Origin of the sequence: Bradyrhizobium sp. (assembly GCF_030697065.1) — a bacterium.
GTDB lineage: Bacteria > Pseudomonadota > Alphaproteobacteria > Rhizobiales > Xanthobacteraceae > Bradyrhizobium.
The window spans coordinates 1-20,667 of the sequence record NZ_JAUYQU010000293.1; the positions used below are offsets into that span (position 1 = coordinate 1).

The 20,667-nt window shown below is 65.5% G+C and carries 19 protein-coding genes and 1 pseudogene; 3 read left to right on the plus strand and 17 right to left on the minus strand.

Annotated elements, in window-relative coordinates:
* Nucleotides 1–103 precede the first annotated feature (103 nt).
* The 4 genes from Q8R73_RS23060 to Q8R73_RS23075 all read right to left on the minus strand — a co-directional run bounded on the left by Q8R73_RS23060 (nucleotide 104) and on the right by Q8R73_RS23075 (nucleotide 4,441).
* A complete protein-coding gene (locus tag Q8R73_RS23060; protein WP_305721856.1) occupies nucleotides 104–715 on the minus strand; it encodes a RadC family protein in 612 nt (203 codons plus the stop codon).
* Between the two features lie 130 nt (nucleotides 716–845).
* Nucleotides 846–1,805, minus strand: coding sequence for an MBL fold metallo-hydrolase (locus Q8R73_RS23065; protein WP_305721857.1), 960 nt, complete (start codon nucleotides 1,803–1,805; stop codon nucleotides 846–848).
* Between the two features lie 320 nt (nucleotides 1,806–2,125).
* Nucleotides 2,126–2,950 (minus strand): type I methionyl aminopeptidase, encoded by an 825-nt coding sequence (gene map / locus Q8R73_RS23070; protein ID WP_305721858.1) that lies wholly within the window; start codon nucleotides 2,948–2,950, stop codon nucleotides 2,126–2,128.
* Nucleotides 2,951–3,121: 171 nt separating this feature from the next.
* A complete protein-coding gene (locus Q8R73_RS23075; RefSeq protein ID WP_305721859.1) occupies nucleotides 3,122–4,441 on the minus strand; it encodes a mechanosensitive ion channel family protein in 1,320 nt (439 codons plus the stop codon).
* Nucleotides 4,442–4,658: 217 nt separating this feature from the next.
* On the opposite strand from Q8R73_RS23075, the gene Q8R73_RS23080 reads away from it, so the two are divergent.
* Nucleotides 4,659–6,452 carry a potassium/proton antiporter gene (locus Q8R73_RS23080; protein WP_305721860.1) on the plus strand — a complete coding sequence of 598 codons (1,794 nt, stop codon included), beginning with the start codon at nucleotides 4,659–4,661 and terminating at the stop codon, nucleotides 6,450–6,452.
* 13 nt (nucleotides 6,453–6,465) lie between these two features.
* Here Q8R73_RS23080 and Q8R73_RS23085 read toward each other — a convergent pair whose 3' ends face one another.
* The 5 genes from Q8R73_RS23085 to mepA form a co-directional block, all read right to left on the minus strand.
* A complete protein-coding gene (locus Q8R73_RS23085; RefSeq protein ID WP_305721861.1) occupies nucleotides 6,466–7,077 on the minus strand; it encodes a GNAT family N-acetyltransferase in 612 nt (203 codons plus the stop codon).
* 112 nt (nucleotides 7,078–7,189) lie between these two features.
* Nucleotides 7,190–7,876: a molybdenum ABC transporter ATP-binding protein gene (gene modC / locus Q8R73_RS23090; protein ID WP_305721862.1), complete on the minus strand. Its 687-nt coding sequence runs from the start codon at nucleotides 7,874–7,876 to the stop codon at nucleotides 7,190–7,192.
* Nucleotides 7,877–7,878: 2 nt separating this feature from the next.
* A complete protein-coding gene (gene modB / locus Q8R73_RS23095) occupies nucleotides 7,879–8,574 on the minus strand; it encodes a molybdate ABC transporter permease subunit (RefSeq protein WP_305721863.1) in 696 nt (231 codons plus the stop codon).
* Between the two features lie 4 nt (nucleotides 8,575–8,578).
* The gene (gene modA / locus Q8R73_RS23100; protein ID WP_305721864.1) at nucleotides 8,579–9,364 is read right to left on the minus strand and encodes a molybdate ABC transporter substrate-binding protein; all 786 of its coding nucleotides are present in this window, start codon (nucleotides 9,362–9,364) and stop codon (nucleotides 8,579–8,581) included.
* A gap of 182 nt (nucleotides 9,365–9,546) precedes the next feature.
* Nucleotides 9,547–10,491, minus strand: coding sequence for a penicillin-insensitive murein endopeptidase (gene mepA, locus Q8R73_RS23105; RefSeq protein WP_305721874.1), 945 nt, complete (start codon nucleotides 10,489–10,491; stop codon nucleotides 9,547–9,549).
* A 225-nt stretch (nucleotides 10,492–10,716) separates the two neighbouring features.
* Between mepA and Q8R73_RS23110 the strand changes: the two genes are divergently transcribed.
* A complete protein-coding gene (locus Q8R73_RS23110; protein WP_305721865.1) occupies nucleotides 10,717–11,163 on the plus strand; it encodes a L,D-transpeptidase in 447 nt (148 codons plus the stop codon).
* A 331-nt stretch (nucleotides 11,164–11,494) separates the two neighbouring features.
* Nucleotides 11,495–13,744 (plus strand): bifunctional diguanylate cyclase/phosphodiesterase, encoded by a 2,250-nt coding sequence (locus Q8R73_RS23115; RefSeq protein ID WP_305721866.1) that lies wholly within the window; start codon nucleotides 11,495–11,497, stop codon nucleotides 13,742–13,744.
* Nucleotides 13,745–13,783: 39 nt separating this feature from the next.
* On the opposite strand, the gene Q8R73_RS23120 is transcribed toward Q8R73_RS23115, so the two are convergent.
* The 8 genes and pseudogenes from Q8R73_RS23120 to Q8R73_RS23155 all read right to left on the minus strand — a co-directional run.
* A complete protein-coding gene (locus Q8R73_RS23120) occupies nucleotides 13,784–14,260 on the minus strand; it encodes a DUF1801 domain-containing protein (protein ID WP_305721867.1) in 477 nt (158 codons plus the stop codon).
* A 23-nt stretch (nucleotides 14,261–14,283) separates the two neighbouring features.
* Nucleotides 14,284–14,466: a YegP family protein gene (locus Q8R73_RS23125; RefSeq protein WP_305721868.1), complete on the minus strand. Its 183-nt coding sequence runs from the start codon at nucleotides 14,464–14,466 to the stop codon at nucleotides 14,284–14,286.
* A gap of 284 nt (nucleotides 14,467–14,750) precedes the next feature.
* The gene (locus Q8R73_RS23130; protein WP_305721869.1) at nucleotides 14,751–16,718 is read right to left on the minus strand and encodes a methyl-accepting chemotaxis protein; all 1,968 of its coding nucleotides are present in this window, start codon (nucleotides 16,716–16,718) and stop codon (nucleotides 14,751–14,753) included.
* An 85-nt stretch (nucleotides 16,719–16,803) separates the two neighbouring features.
* Complete coding sequence (locus tag Q8R73_RS23135) at nucleotides 16,804–17,979, minus strand: acyl-CoA dehydrogenase family protein (RefSeq protein WP_305721870.1); 1,176 nt, start codon at nucleotides 17,977–17,979, stop codon at nucleotides 16,804–16,806.
* Nucleotides 17,980–18,098: 119 nt separating this feature from the next.
* Nucleotides 18,099–19,334 carry an MFS transporter gene (locus tag Q8R73_RS23140; protein ID WP_305721871.1) on the minus strand — a complete coding sequence of 412 codons (1,236 nt, stop codon included), beginning with the start codon at nucleotides 19,332–19,334 and terminating at the stop codon, nucleotides 18,099–18,101.
* Nucleotides 19,335–19,539: 205 nt separating this feature from the next.
* Nucleotides 19,540–19,875 (minus strand): type II toxin-antitoxin system PemK/MazF family toxin, encoded by a 336-nt coding sequence (locus tag Q8R73_RS23145; protein WP_305721872.1) that lies wholly within the window; start codon nucleotides 19,873–19,875, stop codon nucleotides 19,540–19,542.
* Entirely contained in the window at nucleotides 19,866–20,102 is a 237-nt protein-coding gene (locus Q8R73_RS23150) for an antitoxin MazE family protein (protein ID WP_305721873.1), read from the minus strand. Before Q8R73_RS23150 ends, Q8R73_RS23145 begins: the two co-directional genes overlap by 10 nt.
* Before the next feature lie 206 nt (nucleotides 20,103–20,308).
* Nucleotides 20,309–20,667, minus strand: a pseudogene (locus Q8R73_RS23155) (elongation factor 4); the annotation flags it as partial.

The following is a 20,667-nucleotide window of genomic DNA, read 5'->3' on the forward strand; positions in this document are numbered from 1 at the left end:
CGGGGAGTGGGGTCGGAAAGGCCCTCGATCTCCCCTAAAACCGACCCCACTATGCCAAACCAACGAGTCTCGGATCAAGTCAAAAAATGCTGATGATTCAATGTTATATAGCGTGATTGAGCGTGATCGAACACACCATAGTGGGATGGTTGTGCACCAGGATCAGCGCGGTCGCCGACAGTTCCAGCGCGCGCTTGATCACTTCGCGCGGATAGACCGGGGTGTGGTCGACGGTGCCGGTCTGCTGCACCTCGTCGGATATCAGCTGGTTGCGCTTGTCCAGGAACAGGATGCGAAACTGCTCCCTGTCGGCGAACGCCATGCCGGTGCGGCAATAGCCGATCACGTCGTTCCACGACGACAGCGCGACGCTGCGCTTGATTTCCCCTTTTGCAACCCGGCTGGCCGCAGCGGCCATCAATTTGAGCTGCGTGATGGAAGCATCGCCGATGCCGTCTACCTCGCGCAACCGGGTTTCGGGCGCATGGATCACTTCCGCGAACGAGCCGAACTTCTTCAGCAGCGCCTTGGCCAGCGGCTTGGTGTCGCGCCGGGGCAAGGCAGGAAACAGCGCCATCTCCAGCAGTTCATAGTCGCTCAGGGCATCCGGCCCGGCGCCGTAAAACCGCTCGCGCAGCCGCTCGCGGTGGCCGTGGTAATGCGGCGCCTCGGCGGGCTGGTCCGGGTCCTGGCTCTTGCTGGTCTTGCCTGGCATCGCCGATCAGCATGCCGTTTAAGCCGGGTTTTGCAACTCGGAAGTGCCGGACCGGACGTTGATTTCGGACAGCGAGAAAGGCGCCGCGCGGGGCAAGGCGCCTTCGATGGTTTCACATCGCCCGACAGCGTCACGCCTTGACCGCGGCGAACGCGTAGCCGTTGCCGTCTTTCGACAGCGTGCCGACATTGGGGAAGCCGAAATGATAGCCGGCGATCATGCCCTTTTCGGCGATCACCCGATCGAAGAAGGCGCGGCGGGTGGCTTCCGCCTTCGGAGCGTCGGAATCGAACATCGAGAACCAGCCGGGGTTCTTCACGAACAGCTGGTGGATGCCGGTGACGTCGCCCTGGATGAACAATTGCTGCCCTCCCGACGCTACCAGGAACGACATGTGGCCGACGGTATGGCCCGGTGTCGCAATGGCGCGAACGCCGGGCGCGACCTCGGCGCCATCTGCATATTGCCTGATGTTCTTCCAGGCCGGGAAGGTCGACTGGATGCGCCGCGCATTGCCACGGGCCGCTTCCGGAAGCCTCTCCACCAGCGCCGGATCGATCCAGAACTTGTACTCGACCTCGGGCATCAGGATTTCGGCGTTCGGGAATACCTGCGCGTTGGTCTCCTTCACCCACAGGCCCGAGATGTGATCGGGATGGAAATGCGAGATCACGACCGTCGAGACGGTGGCCGGATCGAGGCCGGCCGCCTTCATGTTGGCGGCGAGCTTGCCCACGGTGGGCGGGCCGTTGCCGCCGAACCCGGTGTCGAACAGCACGACCTTGCCGCCGGTCCTGATGGCGGTAACCGTGAACGGGTTGTCGAACTTGTCCGGGCCGATGCCGCCGGCGCTCAACGCCTTTTTGACCTCGTCGAGGGAGGCGTTCTTGACGAAGCCGTCATTGACCACGCGCTCGATGATGCCGTCATGCAGGCTGAACACCTCGATGTCGCCGACCTTGTATTTGAGGCTGTCGGCGGCGCGCTGCGCCTGCGCCGCGCCGATGAACGAAACCGGTCCCTTCAGTCCGAACACGAGTGCGGCTGCCGTACTTCCGAGAACCAGATCGCGACGCGTAATCTCGAACATGCCCTACCCCCTGGATTGATCCATTGCCGCATCGGAGCCCCTGCGACGGAGGACGATGTCCTGATAACTTACACCGGGCCGTCCGGGCTATTCCCGTTGCGATTCATTCTCAACCAAAAAGCTTGTTGCCGCAGCGCAGCGGCTGCCCGATCGCGAAATTTCGCACGATGCTCGAGCGGCTGCCCCCCGCCTCCTACGGGCGCGGGGTGAATCGGCGAGGGTACCCATTCGGTTTCCTGGAGAAGAACCGCTGGCAGGTATTCGATGCGGAGGACGGCTTCCTCGGCGAGACACCGGGAACCCGAGACGGCGCAGTCGAATCAGGCCGCGGCCGGCGGCTTTTCGGCGTGCCGCTGCGACAGCGTGAAGATCTCGACGCCGGTCGAGGTGACGCCGACCGAATGTTCGAACTGCGCAGACAGCGAACGGTCGCGCGTCACGGCGGTCCAGCCGTCGGACAGGATCTTCACATGCGGCTTGCCGAGATTGATCATCGGCTCGACGGTGAAGAACATGCCGGGCTTCAGCGTCACGCCCTCGCCGGGCCGGCCGACATGGATGATGTTGGGCTCGTCGTGGAACAGGCGGCCGAGGCCATGGCCGCAGAAATCGCGCACCACGCTCATGCCCTGCGGTTCGACGAAACTCTGGATGGCGTGGCCGATGTCGCCGGTGGTGGCGCCCGGCTTCACCGCGGCGATGCCGCGCATCATCGCTTCGTAGGTCACCTCGATCAGCCGTTCGGCCTTGCGGGCGATCGGGCCGATTGCATACATCCGGCTGGAATCGCCGTACCAGCCGTCGACGATGAAAGTGACGTCGACATTGACGATGTCGGCTTCCTTCAGCGCCCGGTCGCCGGGCATGCCGTGGCAGACCACATGATTGATCGAGGTGCAGGTCGAATAGCGGTAGCCGCGATACATCAGCGTGGCGGGATAGGCGCCATGGCTGAAGGCGAAGGCGCGGACGAATTCGTCGATGACGGAGGTCGGCACGCCCGGCTTGACGATATCGGTCAGCTCATCGAGGCATGCCGCGACCAGCGCGCCGGCCTTGCGCATGCCCGCGAACCCGTTCTGCCCATGCAGCTTGATCTGGCCGGTTTTGCGCAAGGAGGTGTCGGTTGCTTCGATATAGCTCATGGGCGGATCGCGTCTTGGCGAGGGGATGATCTGAAGGTCTAATCTAGTGATCGGGGCGCGCAGTGCAAGCCAGGGTTGGTACTGTAACCCTGGCAACTCCCTGGCATGGTCGGAGGGCGAGGATCGGGCGGGACCGCAGTCCTATACGGCAAATGCGCCGCCTGCGGCAAATTATCCGTTCGGCACCTCTACCGTGGTCTCGACCGGCAGCACGCCGCCCCGGATTCGGATTTCGCGCACCGGATAGGGCACGCGGATGCCCTCGCGCTTGAAGGCGTCCCACAACGCCAGCATCACCTCGCTCTTCACATTGTCCATGCCGTCGGGCTCGGCGATCCAGAAGGTCAGCGAAAATTTCATCCCGGCTTCCGCGAATTCGGTCAGGATGCAGCCTGGCGGCTTGCTCTTGATGGCGCGCGGGGCGGCGGCGGCGATCTCGGCCGCCAGTTTGCAGACCAGCCGCGGATCGGCATCGTAATTGGTGCCAAAACCGATTTTTACCAGCGTGTTCTTGTCGGTGTAGGTCCAGTTGGTGACCATTTTCGTCACCAGATCCTCGTTCGGGATCAGGAATTCGCGGCCGTCGCCGGCGGCGACCGAGATGTAGCGTGTCTTCATCGCGCTGATGCGCCCCGAACTGTCGCCGATGGTGACGAGATCGCCCGGCTTCACCGATTTGTCAGCCAGCAGGATGATGCCGCTGACGAAATTGGCGACGATCTTCTGCAGGCCGATACCGATGCCGACGCCGACCGCGCCGGTGAACACCGCCAGCGCCGAGAGGTCGATGCCCACCGTGCTGATGGCGACTGTAATGGCGAACACCATCAGCCCGATCCGGATCATCTTGATCAGCAACACCTGGACCGAAGGCGTCAGGTCGCTGGAGCGGGTGATCCGGCCTTCGATGAAATTGCTGGCCAGGCTGGTCAGCCACAGCGCAAGCAGCAGCAGCGCGCCGAATTTGATCAGCAGCAGCGGCGTCAGCCGCAGGCCTCCCAGCACGATGGAAACCGAATCGAGCGCCTCGACCACCGGGTCGAGCTGGCCGATGATGCTCAGCGCCGCCAGGGTCCATGCCGACAGCGACACCAGGTGGACGATGAAAGCGTTGCGGATCAGCGAGGTGACAATCCGGATAATCAGCCAGGCAAAGGCCAGGTTGGCGGCGACTCCAAGCAGATAGCTGCGGCTCGGCCAGGTCGACGACAGCATGATCACGCGCGCCACCGCCATCAGCACCGCGAACACGGCCGTCGGCGCACTGCCGACCAGCACGCGCAGGAACAGCCGGAACGGCGCCGGCCAGCGCATGGCGAGCGACGTGACATCGAACCTGGAGCGCACCGCGGCGCCGACCGCGACAGCGATTCCGGCGGCGGCCAGCATCAGCCCCAACTGGAGATAGAACCAGGGCGAGGTCACCTCCGCGCCGACCGAACGCGACGCGGCCAGCAGGAATTCGGTGATGTCTTTCAGATCCATCGTCAAGGTCTCGTCGCAGGCAGGTGATCGGCCAAGGTTGATTAGAATGACCGGCAGATTCACACAATGGCGCCGATGGCGCCATCGATACGACACCGGGACTACCGCGAGTTGAGGCCGTCAATCGGGCGCTTTTGCCGCTGGGGTCAGAAATGGGTTGGCGTCGAACTGTGGCGACGATAAGGATGCAATTGCAGTTATTTCCAGTGAGTTCCGGAGGTTCATGGCTTCTCTCGATGCGGTCAGCATAGTCATTCTTCTTGGCGCGGTTCTGGTCATGGCCGGCATTCTGTCGAGCCTGCTCGCGCTGCGCTTCGGCGCCCCGTTATTGCTGGTGTTCCTGTTCATCGGCATGCTGGCCGGCGATTCCGGTCCCGGCCAACTGGGGTTCGACGACGTCCGCACCACCTATCTGGTGGGGTCGGTGGCGCTGGCTCTGATCCTGTTCGACGGCGGGCTGAAAACGCGATTTCAAACCATCCGTACGGTGCTGGCGCCGTCGATGCTGCTGGCGACGGTCGGCGTGCTGCTGACGGCGCTGATCACGGCGCCGGTCGCCAAGTTTGCGCTCGATCTGAACTGGACCGAAGCGCTGCTGGTGGGCGCCGTCGTGGGGTCGACCGATGCCGCGGCGGTGTTTCTGCTGGTGCATGCGCAGGGACTGCGCCTGCGGCCCCGCGTCGGCGCGACGCTGGAGGTCGAATCCGGCACCAACGATCCGTTCGCGGTGTTTCTGACGCTGATGCTGGTCGAGCTCATATCCATCGGCGAAAGCTCGATCGGGCAGGTCGCGCTGCAGTTTTCCCGTCAGGCCGTGCTCGGCACCATCATCGGCGTGGTCGGCGGCCGCATCGTGGTGCTGGCGCTGAACCGGGTGGCGCTCCCCCAGGGCCTGCACGCGCCCTTCGTCGCCACCGCCGCCCTGGTGATCTTCGGCGTGGCGCAAACCGCCCACGGTTCGGGATTTCTCGCGGTCTATCTCGCCGGCATCATCATCGGCAACCGCCCGACCCGGGCGCACAATTCGGTGGTGACGTTTCTCGACGCCGCGACCTGGCTGGCGCAGATCGTGATGTTCGTGTTGCTCGGCCTGCTGGTCTCGCCGCAGCGGCTGGTCAGCAGCATCGGCCCGGCTGTCGTGGTGGCGCTGGCCCTGATGCTGCTGGCGCGCCCGGTCGCGGTGTTTCTCTGCCTGGCGCCGTTTCGCTTCAACTGGCGGGAAAAGATATTCATCGCCTGGACCGGTCTGCGCGGCGCGGTCGCGATCTTCCTGGCCTCGATCCCGATGCTGGTCGGGCTGTCCAAGGCCTATCTCTATTTCGATGTCGCCTTCGTCGTCGTTCTCATCTCGCTGCTGCTGCAGGGCTGGACACTGGGCTTCGCCGCCCGGCGGCTCCACGTCGCGCTGCCGCGGGTCGATCGCGCGCCCCGGCGCGTCGAGCTCGATCTGCCCGGCCAGCTCGAGCAGCAGCTGGTCGGCTATCCGGTCCGTTCGAAAAGCCTGTATTTCCGGCGCGGCCTCATTCCATCCTGGTCGAAGCCGACACTGGTGATCCGCGACGAGAAGATCCTGTCGCCCGCCGAGGCCGATCCGGTCGCGCCCGGCGATTACATCTACCTGCTGGCGCCGCCGGAAAAGGCCGAGGCGCTGGACCGGTTCTTCGTCGACATGCCCCAGAGCCTGGCGCCCGATCCGCATCTGCTCGGCGACTTCATGGTGTCGGGAGAGCACACGCTCGGCGAGGTAGCCGAGATCTACGGCGTGGCGGTCGACAAAGAGCAGGCAGGGCAGACGCTGGCGGATTACTTCGACATTCATCTCGATCACGCGCCGAAGGAGGGTGCCGAGCTCGTTCTCGACCCCATCGTGCTGGTGGCGCGCAGCATCGGCGGCGGCCGGGTCAATGTCGTCGGCCTGCGGCTGCCGGAAGAGGAAGAAGAGGTTGCGCCGTTGACGCGGCTCGCACGGTTCAAGCGCAAGCTGTCGGAGATCTGGTCGCAGGTCGCGGGGGTCTGATCCAGCCCCCCAATCATGCTGCGGGCGACACCGGCTTGCTCATCAGGATGCTGCCGCCGCTGTGCTTGAGCCTCGGATGCGTCGGAATGCCGGCGATTCCAACCTCGATGAAGCCCCTCACCTTGTAGAATTTCACGGCGGAGATGTTGTCCGCCCATACGTGCAGGCTGAGGCGCTGGTACCCGGCTTCCACCGCGCGGCCTTCGGCCCATTCGAGCAATCTGGCGCCGATGCCCGACCCGCGGTAAGCGTCGCCGACGGCAAGGCTGTTCAGGAACATGCTGCCCCAGTCCTGCAACTCCAGCATCGGCCGGATATGATCGTGGCGCTCGGAGCCGAGCAGCATGTAATTATCGTCCTTCAGGAGGTCGGCGGGAAAAACATTCGCCGCGGCGACGATCTCGCGGTCGTGGTTGCGAGCTGCCACGCAGCAATTGAGGTAGGAAATGGGAAAGCGTTCGCCGCCGATGCCGGCCGACAGCAGGTCGACGGCGGTCACGAACGGGATCAAATCATCGAACAGGAATTCGTAGACGCCGCCGCCCGCAATGCACATGAAGCGCGCCAGTTCGCCGCTCTCGTCGGGCCGGGCCATGCGGTAAGTGACGTGAGCCGATATTTCCATGGGATCCTTCAGCCCTTGCCTCGCGTGGTAGTTCTAGTGCTGCGGTGCGCCGCCACGTTTTGACGCAGATCAACCGCCGTCACAGCAAAGCGGTATCGGAGCCTTGCCCTGATCAGCCAGCCGGGTTTGCGGCGGTGGACGGCAACACCTCGGGCCCGCCAAATGCGATCACCCGGCCGCGCCTGAGCATCACGACCTGCGTCGCCAGCCGGCGCATTTCGCCGGCGTCGTGGCTGACATAGACCATCGGCACACTGGCTTCGTCGCGCAGCCGTTCCAGGTAGGGCAGGATCTCCACCTTGCGTTCCTCGTCCAGCGACCCCAGCGGCTCGTCGAGCAGCAGCAGCCGCGGCTGCGCCAGCAGCGCGCGCCCCAGCGCGACGCGCTGACGTTCGCCGCCGGACAGCCGGCCGGGGCGGCGGTCGAGCAAGCCGCCGATATCAAGCAGATCGGTGACGCGCGCCTGAAGGGCGGGATCCTCGGCCAGCCGGTTCATGCGCCGCCCGTAGTCGAGGTTCTGCCGGACATCGAGATGCGGAAACAGCCGCGCGTCCTGGAACACATAACCGATGCGGCGGCGATGCGCCGGGACGTGCAGACCACCGGCGGTGTCGTCGAGCGCTTCGCCGTCGACCGCGATGATGCCGCGGTCGGGCCGCAGCAGGCCGGCGATCATGTTGATGAGCGAGGTCTTGCCGGCGCCGGAGGCCCCGAACAGCCCGGTCACGCGGCCCTCGCTGGCGAAGGAGACCTCGACCGAAAATTCACCAAGCTGTTTTGATACGTCAACGCGCAGCATGATCAGTTTCCATGCAGGCGTTTGCTGGCGCGCCGGGCGAACCATTCGGAGCCGACCAGGGCGGCAAGCGCGATGACGATCGATACCACCACCAGCCGCAGTGCCGCGCGATCGCCGTCCGGGGTCTGGATCAGCGAATAGATCGCCGAGGAAATGGTCTGGGTTTCGCCGGGGATGTTCGAGACGAAGGTGATGGTGGCGCCGAATTCGCCGATCGCCTTGGCAAAGCCGAGCACCATGCCGGCCAGCACGCCCGGCATTGCCAGCGGCAGCGTGATGGTGAGAAACACCCGCCAGGGCGGCGCGCCGAGGGTGCCCGCGGCCTGCTCCAGCCGGTGGTCGACCGCCTCGATCGACAGCCGGATCGGCCGCACCAGCAGCGGAAACGCCATGATGCCGCAGGCCAGCGCCGCCCCGGTCCAGCGAAACGCCAACACGATGCCGAAATGATCCGCGAGAAATGCGCCGACCAGCCCGCGTCGCCCGAACGTCAGCAGCAGCAGATAGCCGGTCACGACCGGCGGCAGCACCAGCGGCAGGTGGACCAGCGCGTCGAGCAGCGACTTGCCCCAGAACTCGCGCCGCGCCAGCAGCCACGCCAGCGCGACCGCGAGCGGCGTCGCCACCAGCGTTGCCACCGCGGCCACTCTCAGCGAGAGCTGGATCGCCGTCCATTCCGTTGGCGAGATGTCGAACACGGGATCAGGAGGTCGGGCGGATCAGGAAGACAAACCCGTATCTCTCGAAGATCGTCTTGGCCGCCGATGAAGCCAGAAAAGTCAGATAGGCCGCGGCTGCGGGCTTCGCGGTCGCCGTCGCGGCCACCGGATAAAGGATGGCGGGGTGGGATTCGGCCGGGAACGTGCCGACGATCTTGACTCCGGGCTCGACCTTGGCATCGGTGGAGTAGACGATCCCGAACGGCGCTTCGTTACGCGCCACCAGCGCCAGTGCAGCGCGGACATTCTCCGCCATCGCGAATTTCGGCTCCGCCGCCTGCCAGGCGCCGAGCCTTTCCAGTGCCGCCTTGGCGTATTTGCCCGATGGAACCGACCTGACGTCGCCGCTTGCGATCCGGCCGTCACCGGCGAGCTTGGCGAGGTCGAAGCCTTGCCCGATCGCCACCTTGTCGAGTTTGGAATCTTTCGGCGCGATCAGCACGATGCTGTTGCCGAGCAGATTGACCCGCGTCGGCTGGTTGATGGTCTTCTTGCCGATCGCATAATCCATCCAGTCGGGATCGGCGGATACGAAAATGTCAGCAGGGGCGCCCTGTTCGATTTGTTTGGCGAGCGCCGAACTGGCGGCGTAGCTGGCGACCATCTTGACGCCCGACCTCGCGGTATAGGCGGCGTTGATGTCGTCGAGCGCATTCTTCATCGAGACTGCGGCAAACACCGTCAGGCTCTTGTCCTGCGCAAACGCGGGGGCATGGAACGATCCAAACAGGATCGAGAGAACGAGGAAATAACCGGCAAGACGATGCATTGGGCGCTCCAAGCGTGCCTGCGCGCGCTTCGCGCACGCGCAACTCAGGCGTTGTGATGGAATGCGACAGGCGGAAGCGCCGTTCCGGCAATCCGGCGGATTTACGATCCGTCAGGATATCGCTGGGCGAAAGCCTACAGCATCGCCGGGGGCGGCGCAAAGGCTTCGGGCGATCGTGACCATTACTGTTTCGCGTCCGGCGCGGCCAGCACCGCCTTGCAGGCGTCCGGCAATTGCGCCAGCGTCATCGGCGGCCGTGGCTTCGGCGGCGCCACGGGCGGCTTCGGACGAAGCACCGAATCCCTGAACCAGTAGGCGAGGTCGCCCGCGCTGCAGCCCTCGCTTTCGGGCGGCTCCGCCTGGCTCTCGCATTCGCCGCTGCCCCGCGGACATTTGATGCGGATGTGGAAGTGATAGTCGTGGCCGTACATCGGGCGCACCTTGTTCAGCCAGCTGCGGTCGCCCCTGGCTTCGCGGCACAGCGCCTTCTTGATCGCGGCGTTGACGAAGATGCGCTGCACGCCCGGGTCCCGGGCTGCGGCGCGGATCACGTTGAGATGGGTCGGCGTCCAGACTCTGGGATCGATGTCGAGCCGGTCGGCGCGCACCATCATCACCGCGGAGGTTTCCTCGCGCTCCTCGCGCGAAAAACGTCGGTTCGGCATCGGCGTCAGCCAGATATCGGCGTCCAGCCCGGCCTGGTGGCTGGCGTGGCCGGTCAGCATCGGGCCGCCGCGCGGTTGCGACATGTCGCCGACCAGGATCCCCGGCCAGCCGGCCTCCTTGCGCGCCTGGACCGCCAGCCGCGCCACCAGCGCCACCAGGTCCGGATGCCCCCAATTGCGGTTGCGCGACAGCCGCATCACCTGCCAGTTCTCGCCATTGATCGGCAGCGCCTCCGCGCCCGCGATGCAGCCTTTGGCATAGAAGCCGACCACGCGCGCCGGCGCCGCCGCCGGCAGCACCTTGCGGCCGAACAGTTCCTTGGCGCCGAGCTTGGGATCGTTGGGATTGGCCAGCGGCGGCAACGGCTTTGGATTGACGCTGCCCTTGTCCTGCGCCAGCGCCACGTGGGAACTGACGACGGTTGCGGCGAGCAGCAGGGCGAGGATCGGGCGAAGGTTCATCGAGCCGAATCTAGCACGAAACCGGCAGCCGGCGAACAGCCGCGCCGGGTGGCAAGGCACAGTTTTCATCGCAGTTCTCGTCTCAGTCACCGGTTTAGGCGAAGCCGCTCGTGGCGGGTTAAGATTAACCCGCGACGGGTTGCGGCCTTGCGTCGCCCGGTCTTTACAACCCGCAAGCGGGAACGACATCATGCCCGTCACAAAAAGTGGTGACAGGGTACGATCATGAAATGGCTGTCGGATCGGCGGCTCGCACGTTTGGCATTTGCTGTCGCGGCGGTCGTGGCGGGATTGGCGCTGACGCCGGCGCGCGCCGGGGTCGTGGTCCAGATCGACAAGTCGTCGCAGCGCATGGCGGTCAGCGTCGACGGCACGATGCGGTACTCGTGGCCGGTGTCGACCGGCCGCCGCGGTTACGGCACGCCGAGCGGCGTGTTCCGCCCGCAGATGATGGCGCGGCGCTGGTTCTCGCGGAAGTATTACAATTCGCCGATGCCGCACTCGATCTTCTTCCATCGCGGCTATGCCATTCACGGCACCTCCGAGCTGGCGCGGCTCGGCGGCCCCGCCTCGCATGGCTGCATCAGGCTGCATCCGTCGAATGCGGCGGCGCTGTATTCGTTGATCGAGCGCCGCGGCCCGGGCAATACCCGGATCGTGATTTCGAACTGATCGCCTGCTTAATCGTTCGATAACCCTGTTGCGCATTGACGCAATTTCGGGCGCGCGCGAGGGAAATCCTCGACCTTCCGGCGCAACCTCGGGTTTCGTGCATTTTTATCATCCGCGCGCACAATATTGCCGCACTGTCAGGCGCGACCGCGCATCTGACGTGTCGGGTGGGTGACATTGATGGCGCGGCTTCGCCTTTTTTTACGGCACCCGGTGCCTGTTCCGGTTCCGCGGCACGTCCAGAGATCCGAGGCGCCGGCGCCAACTGTTACCAATTTTTCATGCACTTATCGGAGAACATGGCGGCGCAGAATGCGAGTGGGCGTAAAGAATGCAGAGTATCCGGCCGAAGCCAGCCAAAAAAGTCAAACATGCGGCGATCGTCCGCGCTCCCGGCCGACCGGCAAAGCCCAGTCCGAAGCTTCAAGGGAAGCCTGAAGGCAAACGCCGGCGCGTTCCGGTCGAGATCGGCGAGATCGTGCGCAAGCGCGCCGAGGCGGAAGCCGCCATCGCGGATGCGCGAAAATCCCACGAGCGGCTGCGCGAGGCGATCGACATCCTGCCGCAGGGCATCGTGTTTCTCGACGCCGACGGGCGCTACATTCTCTGGAACAAGAAATATTCCGAGATCTACAATCGCAGTTCCGACCTGTTCCGGCCCGGCGCGCGGCTGCAGGACACGATCCGCGTCGGCGTCGAGCGCGGCGATTATCCCGAAGCGGTCGGTCGCGAGGAAGAGTGGATCGCCGAGCGGCTCAGCCGGATGTATCAGCCCGGCGCACGCCACGAGCAGACGCTCGCCGACGGCCGCTGCATCCTGATCGAGGAGCGGCTGACCGAGGACGGCGGCGTCGTCGGGCTGCGCGTCGACATCACCGAGTTGAAGCAGCGCGAGGCCTCGTTCCGGCTGCTGTTCGACAGCAATCCGGTCCCGATGATCGTCTGCGCGCTGGACGACGAGCGCATCCTCGGCGTCAACGACGCCGCCATCGAGCATTACGGCTACAACCGCGCCGAATTCGAGAAGCTGACCATCCGCAGCGTCCAGGCCTTCGAGACCGAGCTGCCATGGGGCGGCGACCGCTCCAGCGACGAGCAGACCGCGCGCACCTGGAAGCATGTCAGGGCCGACGGCGCGCTGATCGACCTTGCGATCTATTCGCGCCAGCTGGTCTATAACGACCAGCCCGCGGTGCTGCTGGCGCTGATGGACATCACCGAGCGCAAGCGCGCCGAGGCGCGGCTGGCCTTCATGGCCCAGCATGACGGGCTGACCGGGCTGCCGAACCGCAACCTGCTGCGCCAGCAGATGGACGACATCCTGCTGCATACCCGGCGCAGCGCGGAAAAGGTCGCGGTGCTGGTGCTCGGTCTCGACAATTTCAAGGCGGTCAACGATACGCTCGGCCACGGCATCGGCGACAAGCTGCTGCGCGGCGTCGCCAAGCGCCTGCGGTCCACCCTGCGCGAGGAGGACGCGCTGGCCCGCCTCAACTCCGACGAATTCGCGATCATCCAGAGCGGGCTAACGCGTCCCGAGGATGCGGTGCTGCTGGCCAAGAGGCTGCTGGAGGCGATCGGCGATCCCTATCTGCTCGACGGCCATTCCGTCGTGATCGGCGCCAGCATCGGCATCGCCATGGCGCCCGGCGACGGCGACGAATCCGAGAAGCTGCTCAAGAACGCCGACATGGCGCTGTCGCGCGCCAAGAACGATTCGCGCGGCACGTTTGCCTTCTTCGAATCCGGCATGGATGCCCGCGCCCAGAGCCGCCGCAAGATCGAGATCGATCTGCGCGACGCGATTCAGAACGACGTGCTGCGGCCGTATTACCAGCCGCTGGTCGATCTCGCGACCGGGCGCATCACCGGCTTCGAGGCGCTGGTGCGCTGGCCGCATCCGGAGCGCGGCATGGTATCGCCGGCCGACTTCATTCCCGTCGCCGAGGAGACCGGCCTGATCAATCCGCTCGGCGCCCTGATGCTGCGCCGCGCCTGCGCTGACGCCGCGCTGTGGCCCGACGACGTCCGCGTCGCGGTCAATCTGTCGCCGCTCCAGTTCCGGGTCGGCAATCTGCTGTCGCTGGTGATGGATGCGCTGAAGCAGACCGGGCTGCCGGCGCGAAGGCTGGAACTGGAAATCACCGAAACGCTGCTGCTGGAAAAGAGCAGCCAGGTGCTGGCCACGCTGCACGCGCTGCGCGCGCTCGGCGTCCGCATCTCGATGGACGATTTCGGCACCGGCTATTCCAGCCTGAGCTATCTCCGCAGCTTTCCGTTCGACAAGATCAAGATCGACCAGTCGTTCGTGCGCGACCTCGGCGCCAACCGCGACGCGCAGGCGATCGTGCGCTCGATCATCAGCCTCGGCATGGGCCTCGGCGTCACCATCACCGCCGAGGGCGTCGAGACCGAGGCCGAGCTGAGCTGCCTGCGCGCCGAGGGCTGTCACGAAGGCCAGGGCTTCCTGTTCAGCCGCGCCCGGCCCAATGCCGAGATCGTGGCCCTGCTGAAGGCGCAGCGCGGCTCGGAATTCGTCGCGCCGGAAGACCCGCCGGGGGAAGCCGCGATGGTGGCGTGAGGATTTCTTCTTAGCCTCCCCCGGAGGGCGTGAAGAAAACTATCCGCGCCCCGCCTTCCGCTTCCTCAAATGATACGTCAGCGCCAGGCCGACGCAGTGACGCAACGGGGCTTCGGGAAGCTTGTCAGCAGCGTTGAGAAGGATGCCGCGGTTGCCGTCGTAACGCAGCCCGGGATACAGCTCGCGAAAGGTTGCGACCAGGTCGGTCTGGCAATGGAAATAGATCGCGACCTCGCCGGGGGCCGCCTTGACCCGGTCGATTCGAACCGTGCTGCCGCTCTTGGTTGCCGTGGTGAGATAGCTCGGCTGGCCCCATTTCAGGGTTTCCTCGAGCGCGCCGACGCCGGTGCTCGCCCTGGCGGTGTCGAGGATCAACCGGCGCAACGCCAGCAGTCTTGCCTGCAATGGTTCTGGACAGGCGCCGAACACCGCGGCCACCGCGGGATCGGAAAATCCCGCGCCTGGCTTTCCGGCCGGGGGCTTTTTCCCCGCAGCCTTTCCAGGTGTTCGCGGCATCGTGTTTTCGGGATGGTGCCGGTCTATTTGGTCTGGTCGTCGGTGCTGGCGCCCGGCGCATTCTTCTTGATCGATTCGATCGCGCTCATGGCGGAGGCCTTCTGCGCATAGCCTTCCGACGCAAACATGCTCTCGCCGTTCGGCGCCTTGAAGCGGAAACGAAACTCGCCGGCCTTGTCCTTGTAGACTTCGAACTTGTAAGCCATGATTCTCTGCCCCTTGGGTGGATTGTCAAAACAGCGGGGGCAATTTCTGTCGCAAACGGCGTCGAGTCAATCGGGCAACGGCGCCCGCTCCATGGAGCAGGAGGCGCCGCGCGCTCGCCCATCATAAATCCGTGTTGCTGCCATCCTTCGAGACGCGGCGAAGACGCCGCTCCTCAGGATGAGGTTAACTTGTTGAAACACCACAACCTCATGCAGAGGAGCGAGCGACGCGAGCGTCTCGAAGCATGGGCAGCAGGCGACTCACCGATCCCGGATCGTCGGTACTAGGCGGCCTTGCGCAGGCCGGCGAGGAAGCTGTCGACGCTGTCGAACAGCGCGGTGGCCTGCTGGTTGAGTTCGCCGGACGCGACCATCACGTTGTTGGCGAGGATGCGCGACTGGTCGGCGGCCTGGCTGGCGCCCGCCACGTTGAGCGAGACCTCGCTGGTGCCGGCGGCGGCCTGCTGCACGCTGCGGGCGATTTCCCGCGTCGCCGAATCCTGCTGCTCGACGGCGGCGGCGATGGTGGTCGCGATGCCGCTGATTTCCCGGATGGTGTCGCTGATGCCGCCGATCGCGGTGACGCAATTGCCGGTGGCGGACTGGATCGCGGTCACCTGGCCGGCGATTTCCTCGGTGGCCTTGGCGGTCTGGCTGGCCAGTTCCTTGACTTCGGAGGCGACCACGGCGAAGCCGCGGCCGGCATCGCCGGCTCGCGCCGCCTCGATGGTGGCGTTGAGCGCCAGCAGGTTGGTCTGGCTGGCGATGGCGCCGATCAGGCGAAGCACGTCGCCGATCTTTTCGCCGGCCGCCGTGAGGCTGCCGACCATTTCGGTGGTTTGCCCGGCCTTGATCACGGCGTCATCGGCGACGCTGCTGGAATGGGTGACCTGGCGGCCGATCTCGGCGACGGAAGAGGCGAGTTCCTCGGTGGCGGCGGCGACCGTGTTGACGCTGGCCGAGGCTTCCTCGGAGGCGGCAGCCGCGGCGGTGGCGCGTTCCGAGGTGCCGTTGACGCTGGCCGTGATCTCGCCGGCGACGCGCTGCATGTCCTTGGTCGCGCGTGCGACCGCGCTGACGACGCTCTTGACGTCGGCCTCGAAGCGGTCGGCCATCTGGCGCTGCAAGGCTTTCTTTTCCTCTTCCGCGTGCTGTTTGGTGGCTTCCTGCGCCGCGCGCATGGTGCCGGCTTCCAGCATGCTGCGGCGGAACACATCGACCGCCACCGCCATGGTGCCGAGTTCGTCCTTGCGGTCGCCGCCGGGAATGGTCACGTCGGTATCGCCGCTGGAGAGCCGGTTCATGACCGCGGTGATCGCCGTCAGCGGACGCGACAGGCCGCGGCCGAGCAGGAACGCCAGCAGCACGGCGCCGGCCAGGATGACGATGGTGCCGAGGATCAGGTTGCGCTGCGAACTTGCCGCCGCCGCCTCGTATTCGGTGGTGTCCTTGATGACTTCCAGCACGGCGACCGGCTGGCCGGCGTAGTTCCTGATCTGCCCGACATAGAGGGCGGCGGGACGGCCGCCGAGTGCCGCGTCGCGGTGCAGCGCGGCGCCGTTGAACACGTTCTTCAACTCCTCCGATGTCGCGACGACGGCATCGCCGAAAGTCGAGGAGAGTTTTTTGAATTCCTTGCCGTCGAACGAATGCACGGCGAGATCGATCCCGAAGCGCTGCTTGGCGCGGTCGACGAATTCCTTGCCGAAAGCAGCGCCGACATCGGCGTTCGCCAGCGTCTTGCCGTCACGCGCGATCGGGGTCATGCCGAAAATGCTCAGCGCCTCCCGGCCGGGTTCGACGCCGACGATCGATTTGCCGGTCTTCAGCGCTTCCACCACGGTGGTGCGGCGTCCCGAAATATCGTCGCCGAACACCTTCGGCGCATGAACGCGGTAAAACACCATCGCCGGCGGCGTCTGGAACGTGATCAGCGGTATGCCTTGCGCAATCAAGGCCTTCATCGGCGCGGCGAGCAGCGCCGCCAGCCCGTCGCGATCGCCCCTGGCGATGGCGTCGCCGACCGGAGGCAGCGCGGCGATCACGGAGCTGACCGCGAGCGTCGCGCGTCCCTCATAGTCGATCGCGGCAATGACGCTTTCATATTGCAGCTTGAGCTGCTGGTCGAGCGCGAGCCGCGTCAGGGCGCGCTGCTGCAGGATCGAGAAGGTGCCGAGGATCGCGCAGGCCGCGGCCACCGTCAGCGAAATGGCGAGGATCAGGCGGGCCGCGATCGATTGCAGTTTGAACATGGGGGGGTGCGAGGCTCCGCTGGAGGAAGACCGCAAGTTCCCAGAAACAGTTTAACAAAATGACGTAGGTAGCGCGCCCGTACTACTACGGGCGCGCCGTCGGCGCGGCCTCGAGCCTGCCCGACAGGATCACCTTGCCGACGTCCTCGTAATGGCTGTCGCGGCCCTGCAATTGCTGCGCGATGGTGTGCATGTCGCGGAAGCGGCGCTCGAACGGGTTGGCGCTGAACACGGCGGTGGCGCCCGCCATGTGATAGGCGGTATCGACCACCGCCGTGGACTGATGGATGGTCCAGGTCGACGCCAGCCGCAGCGCGGTGCGATGCGCCTCGGTGAAGGCATCGCCGCGCACCAGATCGCGCCAGACTTCGGCGGCGGCGGCATAGAGATAGGCGCGGGTGGAACGCAGCCTTGCTTCGGTGCGCCCGATCAGGCCCTGCACCGCATTGTTCTCGCGCATCGCGCCGATCCCCTGCGGCTGCTTGGCGCGCGACAGCTCGATGGCGGCATCCAGCGTGGCACGGGCGACGCCGAGCGAGGTCGCGGCAAAGCCCATGCTGTAGACTGAATTGGTGACGATCCGGTACAGCGGGCCGCTCTCGCGCAGCGCGGTGGGCTCGTCGCGCAGCGCGGCGAATTTCTCGGGAATGAACAGATCCTCGACCGAATAGGAATCGGTGCCGGTGCCGTTGAGGCCGATCACGTCCCAGACGTCGTACATCGTGGCGCTGGTCACCGGGAACAGGATGGTGCGGATCTCCGGCGAGCCGTCGGGCCTGCGGCGCGGCGAGCCGTCGGCCTCGACGATCCGGACATGGGCGCCGAGCCAGCTCGCCTGCCGCGAGCCGCTGGCGAAGTCCCAGCGCGCGCTGGCCTTGTAGCCGCCGGGGACCGCCTGGACCTGATGATTGATCGCGCCCCAGGCCAGAATGCCGGGCGCGGTGTTGAAAATCTCGTTGGCGGGTTCGGGGTCGAGATAGGCCGAGACCATGGCGCAGACGCTGCACTGGCCGAGGCACCATGCGGTCGAGGCATCGGCCTTGGCGATCTCCTCCTGCATCTGCATGAAGATCTCGAGCGGCGCCTCGGTGCCGCCGAGGCTTTTCGGCAGCAGCGCGCGATAGAGCCCGTTCTCGAGCAGCGCGGAAACCACCGGCTGGGTGAGGCGCCGGGTCCGCTCGATCTCGCCGGCCTCGCGCGTGATCAAGGGATGCAGGGACCGCGCCCGCTCCACCAGATCGAAACCGGCAGCCTTGTTCATGTATTTCCTCGCCCCTTGTTCCGCCGCTTGTCGGGCTTCTTGATCGGTGGCGCCGCAATGGTGGTCCATCTGCCGCCGCCGATCAAGAGAGGCCGGGCGCTGGTGAAGACGGCGCCGGTTTACGCCGCCGCGGACCCGAGCCGGAGCGCGGGCTGTGACGGCCGCCGCGGCGCGGGGAAACCCAGCGCCACCGCGACCGCGGCGAGGCCGATGCCGAACGAGCCGACATAGAGCCAGAAATAGCCGTTGTAGGTATCGAATACCCAGCCGCCGGCCCATGGCCCGAGCGCCATGCCGAGGCTGGCAAACGCCGAAACCGCGCCGAACACCGTGCCCATGATGCGCGCGCCGAAAAACTCCCGCACCAGCACGGCGTACAGCGGCATCACCCCGCCATAGGCGAGGCCGAACACGACGGAAAGCGCGTAGAATTCGCCGAGCTGGCCGACCGCGAGGTAGGTCGCCACGCACAGCGCCTGCACCAGGAGTCCGGCGACCAGCACCGGCTTGGCCCCGATGCGGTCCGCCATGATGCCGAGTGCAAGCCGGCCGCCGAGGCCGGAGAACCCGGCGAGGCTGTAGACGGTGACCGCGGTCAGCGGCGCGATGCCGCACACCATGGCGTAGCTCACCATGTGGAAGATCGGCCCCGAATGCGCGGCGCAGCAGCAGAAATGCGCCAGCGCCAGCGTGATGAATTGCGGCGTGCGGAACGCCTGCGCCGCGCTCCACTCCACGGCAGGCGCCTCCGCGCCGCTTCCGGCTGAAGGTGCTGCCGGTTCCGGCGCCTGCCGCACCAGGAACGCCGCCGGTATCAACAGCGCCGAGGCGGCGATGCCGATCACCAGCATCGCGGTGCGCCAGTCATAGGCCGTGATCAGCCAGCTCGCGAACGGCGCCACCGTCAGCGGCGCCACCCCCATGCCGGCCGACACCAGCGACACCGCGAGGCTGCGCTGGTGTTCGATCCAGGCGCTGGCGATCGCCATCATCGGCGCATAGAAGGCGCCGGCGGCGACCCCGATCAGGATGCCGAACAGCAGTTGAAACTGCCACAGGCTGGTGGCCATGCTCGCCGTCACGAGGCCGAGGCCGAGCAGCACGGCGCCGGCCAGCACCACGATGCGGGTGCCGTAGCGGTCCGACAGCGCGCCCCAGAAAAACGCCGCGACCCCCATGCAGAGAAAATTCAGCGTCGACGCCGCCGAGACACCCGCGCGCGACCAGCCCATCGCCTCCGAAATCGGCTGCAGGAACACCGCCAGCGACAGCATCGAGCCGAAGCCCACGCAGGTCATCAGCGCGCCGGCGCCGACGACGACCCAGCCATAATTGAAACCGGCGGATTTGCTCATGCGTTTCCTCGCATTTTTGGTGGTTATGATTGAGCAGAGGAATGGTGGCGCATCCGGCAGCAGAGGGCAAGGTTTGGAAGGGGATGGGTGTCATTCCGGGGCGCGCATTAGCGCGAACCCGGAATCTCGCGCTGCGATCTCTGGATTCCGGGTCTGGTCCTTCGGACCATCCCGGAACGACGGATGGCACTTCAGCTATCCGCCTTCAGCGCGCCAACCCGAGAACCAACAGAAGTGCTCGGTCCAGTTGTTCGGACGTCTCTGCGTCGATGCGGCCGATAACCCGCCGAATGCGGTCGCGACGGAGCGCGACCAGTTTATCTGTCATGATCTGTGAGCGAAGGCGAAGGCCGTTCTCGGGAGCAAATTCGATGACGGGTCGGAGCGGAAGTCTGTCCTGCAGGTCCGACGAAACCGGGCACACGAAGACTGTCGAAAGGCCGGCTGTGAAATTGTCGCCTTGAACGACGATGCCCGGCCGCGGCCTCCCGAGATCGCTCGGGACGACCATCAGCACGACATCGCCGCGCGCTATTTCCATGAATCCCAATCATAGACCGACTCGATCCAGTCATCGATCGCGTCATTCTCCGGGTGCTTTGCCATCAGCTTTACCTGACGGCGGATATCCGCCAGCACCTTGGGATCGCGCAAATCCGGCACCCAATGCTGCACCGGCCGCAGCCCCTGCGCGCGCAGCCGCTGGCGGCGCGACGCCATGCGCTGCTGCGGGGTGCGGGGTTTTGCCTTTTTCGGCGTCGTGGCCATGGAAGCAACGTAACATGTTACGAAGGCAATTCCAAACGGATCAGGGCCGCTATCGGACGCCGATCACACGCGCCGCCGTCAGGAATTCAGGTATCACGCCACCGGCGTCTTGCATTGCATGGGGTTGTTTTCGATATTTTGTTTTCCGGCCTGAAAAGCCCCGGATCGGACCTATCTCGCCATGCTCCGGCGGTGGAACTCCCGCCTCAGCTATCCACCTTCAGCGCGGCGATAAACGCTTCCTGCGGGATGTCGACCTTGCCGAACTGCCGCATCTTCTTCTTGCCTTCCTTCTGCTTCTCCAGAAGTTTTCGTTTACGCGTGATGTCGCCGCCGTAGCATTTTGCGGTCACGTCCTTGCGCAGCGCGCGGACGGTCTCGCGGGCGATCACCTTGCCGCCGATCGCGGCCTGGATCGGGATCACGAACATGTGCGGCGGGATCAACTCCTTCATCTTCTCGACCATGGCGCGGCCGCGGCCCTCGGCGCGGGTGCGATGCACCAGCATCGAGAGCGCATCGACCGGTTCGAGGTTGACGAGGATCTGCATCTTGACCAGATCGG

What these genes read in the sequence shown, in the direction of transcription:
- Q8R73_RS23060 (WP_305721856.1), bottom strand. Translation starts at nt 715, where the DNA reads ATGCCAGGCAAGACCAGCAAGAGCCAGGACCCGGACCAGCCCGCCGAG.
- Q8R73_RS23065 (WP_305721857.1), bottom strand. Translation starts at nt 1,805, where the DNA reads ATGTTCGAGATTACGCGTCGCGATCTGGTTCTCGGAAGTACGGCAGCC.
- map (WP_305721858.1), bottom strand. Translation starts at nt 2,950, where the DNA reads ATGAGCTATATCGAAGCAACCGACACCTCCTTGCGCAAAACCGGCCAG.
- Q8R73_RS23080 (WP_305721860.1), top strand. Translation starts at nt 4,659, where the DNA reads ATGGCTTCTCTCGATGCGGTCAGCATAGTCATTCTTCTTGGCGCGGTT.
- Q8R73_RS23085 (WP_305721861.1), bottom strand. Translation starts at nt 7,077, where the DNA reads ATGGAAATATCGGCTCACGTCACTTACCGCATGGCCCGGCCCGACGAG.
- modC (WP_305721862.1), bottom strand. Translation starts at nt 7,876, where the DNA reads ATGCTGCGCGTTGACGTATCAAAACAGCTTGGTGAATTTTCGGTCGAG.
- modA (WP_305721864.1), bottom strand. Translation starts at nt 9,364, where the DNA reads ATGCATCGTCTTGCCGGTTATTTCCTCGTTCTCTCGATCCTGTTTGGA.
- mepA (WP_305721874.1), bottom strand. Translation starts at nt 10,491, where the DNA reads ATGAACCTTCGCCCGATCCTCGCCCTGCTGCTCGCCGCAACCGTCGTC.
- Q8R73_RS23110 (WP_305721865.1), top strand. Translation starts at nt 10,717, where the DNA reads ATGAAATGGCTGTCGGATCGGCGGCTCGCACGTTTGGCATTTGCTGTC.
- Q8R73_RS23115 (WP_305721866.1), top strand. Translation starts at nt 11,495, where the DNA reads ATGCAGAGTATCCGGCCGAAGCCAGCCAAAAAAGTCAAACATGCGGCG.
- Q8R73_RS23120 (WP_305721867.1), bottom strand. Translation starts at nt 14,260, where the DNA reads ATGCCGCGAACACCTGGAAAGGCTGCGGGGAAAAAGCCCCCGGCCGGA.
- Q8R73_RS23125 (WP_305721868.1), bottom strand. Translation starts at nt 14,466, where the DNA reads ATGGCTTACAAGTTCGAAGTCTACAAGGACAAGGCCGGCGAGTTTCGT.
- Q8R73_RS23130 (WP_305721869.1), bottom strand. Translation starts at nt 16,718, where the DNA reads ATGTTCAAACTGCAATCGATCGCGGCCCGCCTGATCCTCGCCATTTCG.
- Q8R73_RS23135 (WP_305721870.1), bottom strand. Translation starts at nt 17,979, where the DNA reads ATGAACAAGGCTGCCGGTTTCGATCTGGTGGAGCGGGCGCGGTCCCTG.
- Q8R73_RS23140 (WP_305721871.1), bottom strand. Translation starts at nt 19,334, where the DNA reads ATGAGCAAATCCGCCGGTTTCAATTATGGCTGGGTCGTCGTCGGCGCC.
- Q8R73_RS23145 (WP_305721872.1), bottom strand. Translation starts at nt 19,875, where the DNA reads ATGGAAATAGCGCGCGGCGATGTCGTGCTGATGGTCGTCCCGAGCGAT.
- Q8R73_RS23150 (WP_305721873.1), bottom strand. Translation starts at nt 20,102, where the DNA reads ATGGCCACGACGCCGAAAAAGGCAAAACCCCGCACCCCGCAGCAGCGC.